The sequence below is a fragment of the Amycolatopsis sp. NPDC051061 genome (assembly GCF_040682935.1).
In the GTDB taxonomy this organism is placed as follows: domain Bacteria; phylum Actinomycetota; class Actinomycetes; order Mycobacteriales; family Pseudonocardiaceae; genus Amycolatopsis.
Genome location: NZ_JBFBBZ010000113.1, coordinates 1 through 5,065, shown reverse-complemented (window position 1 = coordinate 5,065; position 5,065 = coordinate 1). Strand labels below are relative to the sequence as shown.

Annotated in this window: 5 protein-coding genes; 3 read left to right on the top strand and 2 right to left on the bottom strand. The window is 70.2% G+C overall.

Features of this window, described 5'->3' with window-relative positions; all coding sequences use genetic code 11:
* Nucleotides 1-398: 398 nt before the first annotated feature.
* Both AB0N03_RS51830 and AB0N03_RS51825 read right to left on the bottom strand, forming a co-directional pair.
* Complete coding sequence (locus AB0N03_RS51830) at nt 399-1,610, bottom strand: Ig-like domain-containing protein (protein ID WP_364388879.1); 1,212 nt, start codon at nt 1,608-1,610, stop codon at nt 399-401.
* A gap of 105 nt (nt 1,611-1,715) precedes the next feature.
* Nucleotides 1,716-2,585 (bottom strand): patatin-like phospholipase family protein, encoded by an 870-nt coding sequence (locus tag AB0N03_RS51825; protein ID WP_364388878.1) that lies wholly within the window; start codon nt 2,583-2,585, stop codon nt 1,716-1,718.
* A 70-nt stretch (nt 2,586-2,655) separates the two neighbouring features.
* On the opposite strand from AB0N03_RS51825, the gene AB0N03_RS51820 reads away from it, so the two are divergent.
* The 3 genes from AB0N03_RS51820 (at nt 2,656) to AB0N03_RS51810 (ending at nt 5,027) form a co-directional block, all read left to right on the top strand.
* Nucleotides 2,656-3,609, top strand: coding sequence for a LysR family transcriptional regulator (locus AB0N03_RS51820; RefSeq protein ID WP_364388877.1), 954 nt, complete (start codon nt 2,656-2,658; stop codon nt 3,607-3,609).
* A gap of 99 nt (nt 3,610-3,708) precedes the next feature.
* Nucleotides 3,709-4,272: a papain-like cysteine protease family protein gene (locus AB0N03_RS51815; protein ID WP_364388876.1), complete on the top strand. Its 564-nt coding sequence runs from the start codon at nt 3,709-3,711 to the stop codon at nt 4,270-4,272.
* A 2-nt stretch (nt 4,273-4,274) separates the two neighbouring features.
* Nucleotides 4,275-5,027, top strand: coding sequence for a hypothetical protein (locus AB0N03_RS51810; protein ID WP_364388875.1), 753 nt, complete (start codon nt 4,275-4,277; stop codon nt 5,025-5,027).
* Nucleotides 5,028-5,065: the final 38 nt, after the last annotated feature.

The following is a 5,065-nucleotide window of genomic DNA, read 5'->3' as shown; positions in this document are numbered from 1 at the left end:
TGTGGGAGAGTAGGACACCGCCGAACTTATTTTGGGGAAGGGTCTGGGCCCGGTTGAGACGCGAGTCTCCCGGCCCGGGCCCTTTTTCATGCCCGCATCCACTCTGCCCGACCCTCCAGGCACGCGAGCCGACCGCCTGGGTACGCGTGTCGACCCTCCCATCACGCGAGTCGACTCCTCCATCACGTGTCTCGACCCTTCCCGCACACCGCGCCGACGTGACTCGGGCCGGAACTCGCGTGACTGGGCGGGCATCTCGCGTGATTGAGAGGGCATCACGCGTGATTGAAGAGTCGACTCGCGTGCCTGGAGGGTCGACTCGCGTGCCTGGAGGGTCGGAGCACGAAGAAGGGGCCAGGAGCGCAGCTCCTGGCCCCCGTGGGAGGCAAGATCAAGGGTTACTTCAGGGCCGAGCCGGCCTGCCAGTCGGCCCAGGACTTGGACCAGTCGCCGTACAGGTCCCACACCGGGAGCTGCGGGCCCCCGGAGTTCGTGATCTCCACGACGTCGCCGAGGCCCATGTTCTGGAAGAACCACTGGGCGTTCGCGCCGTTCAGGTTGATGCACCCGTGGGACACGTTCGAACTTCCCTGCTGCCCCACGCTGTTCGGGTTCTCGTGGACGAACTCGCCGTCGTTGGAAATGCGCTCCGACCATTTCTCGACGGAGCGGTACGCCTTCGGGTCCGGCGGGCAGACGCCGTACGTGCACGAGTCCATCGTGTAGTTCGCCTGCTTGTCCGAAATGACGTGCGCGCCAAGGTGGGTCGGGGTCGCGTCCTTGCCCATCGAGATCGGCATGGACTTCACCATGGCGCCGTTGTGGAAGACCTGCATCTGCTCGGTGTTCCCGTCCGCCTTCGCGATCCAGGAATCGTGCACCTTGTACGTCTCCGTGCGGTCCTCCGCGCCGAAGACGCCGTTGCCGAAATCGACGCCGTAGATCTTGGCCGACACCTTGAGCGTCGTGCCGGCCTTCCAGTACTCCTTCGGCCGGTAGTGGACGTTCGAGTCGTCGATCCAGTACCAGCTGCCCTCCTGCTTCGGCGTCGACTCCACCGTCAGGGCCTTCTCCACCGCCGCCTTGTTCTTCACGGCGATCTTCCCGAAGCTGAACACGATCGGCTGCCCGACGCCGACGCCCGAGCTCGCCACCGCGGACGGCGCCGGGATCAGGTTGGCGTTCGCCTGCTTCTTCGGCGCGATCGTGCTGATCTGGTTGTCCTGCTCGACCGGCTTCCCGTCGGCGCCCTGGGCGTGCGCGACGATCTTGTACGTCGCCCCGTAGCCGAGCGGCTCGGTCGACGTCCAGCTGGCTCCGTCGGCCGCGAGCTTGCCGCCGACCTTGGTCCCCTTCGCGGTGTTGGTCACCGTGACGTCGAGGAGCTTCCCGTTGGCGGCCTTGACGACGACGGGCGTCGCCGGGCTCACCCCCGTGCCGCCCGCTGGTTCGAACGACACGGCGACCGGGGTCGCCGACGCCGACGCGGAACCGGACAGGGGCGCCCCGCCGCCGGGTGAGCCGCCGTCGTCACCGGACGAGCAGGCGGAAACCAGCAGTGCTCCGGCGAGGATTCCGGCCACCGAAAGTAAAATCTTCTTGGGGGGCATATTGTCTCTTTTTGGGGAATTGGGGTCGGCGGGCATTCGTCATCAAAACCTACGCGATAGCGATGACGTTCTTCCGGGCGGATCGGTGCATCGGCGTGACGCGGATCACGTGACGACGAGGCCCGGAGCCCCGTAAAGTCCCGGCCCGCTCACCGAGATCCCGTCGAGGAACTCCCGCGCGGCCGAGTACGCCTCTTCCGCCAGTGCTTCGGTGTGCCCGAAATCGAGCGGGTTCACACGTACCGGCGCCGGCCCCGGCAGGTACACCACCGGCACGTGCGCGGCCGCCACCGGCGCTTCCAGCACGGCCTGGTTCCGCATGGAGATCATCGCGGTGAACATCATCACCTCGGCGAACGTCCGCGGCGCCTCCGGCAGTTTCCCCGGGAACGCGCAGTCGAGCACCACCAACGACTTCGCGCCCATCGCCAGCGCCTGCCGCATCGGCACGTTCGCGACGAGCCCGCCGTCGTAGAGCAGCCGTCCTTCGTGCTCCACCGGCGGGAAGATCCCCGGGATCGCGCAGCTGGCCAGCAACGGCTCGAGCAGCCGTCCGGACCGGATCAGCAGCGGCTCGGCCGTGTCGACCTGGGTCGTGACGACGCCGAGCGGCAGCGCCAGGTCCTCGAAGCGGGTCTCGGCGCCGAGGTGGTCGGCGATGATCGTCGTCAAGCCGCTGTTGGGGAACAGGTGCGTCTTGCTCTGCGTCAGCATCCGGACGCGGCTCAGCACGCCGCCGGGGAACGCCTCGGCGCGCGTCATGTGCGCCCAGATCCCGTGCAGGCGCGCCAAAACGTCGTCGCCGGGCAGCGCCAGCACCGCCGCGTTGAGCGAACCGACCGACGTGCCCGCCACCAGGTCCGGCGTCACGCCGGCCTCGGTGAGCGCGCGCAGCATGCCGACCTGCATCGCGCCGAGGCTGCCGCCCCCGCCGAGGACGAACCCGATCGGCCGGGGAAGATCCGCGAGACTCATACCGCCGAATGTAGTAAGCCCGACTTTCGCAGGTCGTGCCGCCCGGGAAGACGGCGTTAGCCTGCTGGGCGTGGCCGAGCTGGAGCTGCGGCATCTCAGGGCCGTCCGCGCCGTCGCGGACGGCGGCAGCGTGAGCCGTGCCGCGACCGTCCTCGGCGTCAGCCAGCCCGCGCTCACCGCGCAGCTCAAGCGGATCGAGCGGATCCTCGGCGGCGACCTGTTCGTCCGCGGCCCCAGCGGCGTGCGCCCGACCGAGCTCGGCCGGTTCGTGCTCGCCCGCGCCGACGCGCTCCTGTCCGACATGCAGGCCCTCGTCGCCTCCGCCCGGCGCCACGGCGAAGACGGGCCGGAGACCCTGCGCATCGGGTACGTACCGCTGCTCATCATCGGCCGGTTCATCGAGGAGCTGGGTGAGCCGGACGTCGACGTCCAGACCTACGCCGAACCGGCGTCGCTCACCTTGCTGAAGCTGCTTTCGACCGGCCGCGTCGACGTCGCGCTGCTCGAACGGTTCGACGGCACCGAGGCGCACCACTTCGCCGGCTTGACCGTCCGGACGCTCGCCACCGAGCCGATCTTCGTCGGCATCGCCCAGGGGCACCCGGCGATCCGCGACGGCGTCGTCGACCTCGCCGACCTGGCCGGCTGCGCCTGGATCCTCCCGCCACCGCACGAAAACTGCGTGCGCGTCCGGTTCCTGCAGGCTTGCGCGGCCGCCGGGTTCAGCCCGCGCGTCCGGCACTTCACGTCGGAGGCGGGCACCGCGGGGACGCTCATCGCGCAAGGCGCGGTCTGCCTCGCGCAGGCCGCTTCGGCGCCGCCGCCGGGCCTCGTCGCGCTGCCGCTCGCGGGCGACCCCCTGTGGACGACGTTGCTGTTCGCGACCCGCGAGGAAGACGCCCGCACGTCGACGACCGACCGGGTGTTCCGGTGCGCGGAAGTCGCTTACGCGGCGTCGCGACAGCGGAATCCGCATTTCGCGCGCTGGTGCCGCGAGTATTCGGAAAGCGCGTCGGCCCGATAGGCGGCATAACGCCGGTGTTATCCCCGCTGGGATTACTGCCCGGCGCGGCAACGGGAGAAGCTCACGAAGTCCCCACCTGTTGCCGACAAGGAGCAACGAATGCACCTCAGACGAGCAATGGCGCTCGGCGCGTTGTGCGCGGCCCTCACCGGTCTGCTCTCCCCGCCCGCGAGCGCGACGACCGAAGCGACCACGCTGTCGATCAGTCAGCTGGTCCAGGAACAGAACCAGTGGTGCTGGGCCGCGAGTGGCCTGACCATCGCCCGGTTCCTCGGCTACGGAACGAACGTCAGCCAGAACACCTTCTGCGACTACTCGCGCGGCTACCCGGCCGGTTCGCAGTGTCCCAACCAGGCCGGCGAGCTGACGTACGTCCAGCGCGGGTACCAGGCGCTCGGCCTGCGGCCCGGCACGGTGACCGGCGCGCTCAGCCTGGCTTCGGTGCAGACCGAGATCGGTGCGCGGCGCCCGGTCGAGACGGGCATCTACTGGACCGCCGGCGGCGGGCACGCGCAGGTGATCTACGGCTACGACGCGAGCGGGCTCGTCTACTACGGCGACCCGTGGCCGAGCAGCCAGCGCTACAGCGCGATGGCGCACTCGAGCTACGTCCGCAACGGGCAGTTCCAGTGGGCGCAGTCCCTCTACCGGATCGGGGCGTGACCATGAACTTCTTCCGTGGACTCGCGGTCCTGGTCGCGGGTACGGCCCTGGTGGTCGGTTTCGGTGGCACGGCCTCGGCTTCGCCGCCTTCGTCCGACGAGGTCGCCGCCGCGGTCAAAGCGGCGGACCCGCAGCTTTCGGCGTTCTTCGGCCAGCTCGACCGGCGGGCGGGCGTCGCCCGCGCCGATGTCGCGCAGGCGCCCGAAGCGGCCGGCGCGCCTCAGCGGGTGTATTCGCTGGACCCGGCTTTCGTCGCCGGGACGCCGGGTGCCGCGCCGGCGTCGTTCGCGTTCTACGCCGTGCGTGCTTCGGCGTCGACGGGTCGTCAGGCGACCGTGTGGGTGACGCCGGAAGCGACCGGCTGGGCCGCGACCAACTTCACGACGGGCACCGAGGAACTGACGTACCCGGCGCAGGCCGGTAGCGACCTCGTGTTCACCGAACCGCAGGTCAACGCGTGGTACCGGGTGCGCGACGGTCGCGTGCTGGCGCTCAACGACCCGGCTCGCCAACGGGTCGGCGCCGGCGTGACGGTGGCGGCGTACCAGCAGCTGGTGCACCGGCTGTACGGCGACAAGCTGCCCGGCTCGGCTTACCGGGCGGAGGGCAAGCTCGGCGGGTACGACCTCGCTCTGACGCCGGCTCCGGCCGTGGCGCCGGGCACCGGATCCTGGCCGTTCGTCGCCGGTGGGGCGCTGCTCGCGCTCGGCTTGGCCGGCTGGGCCACCGGCAAGGCGGTGCGCGCCCGCCGCTGACGCCGGGAGGGTGCGGCTCGGGTTCGCCCGGGCCGCAC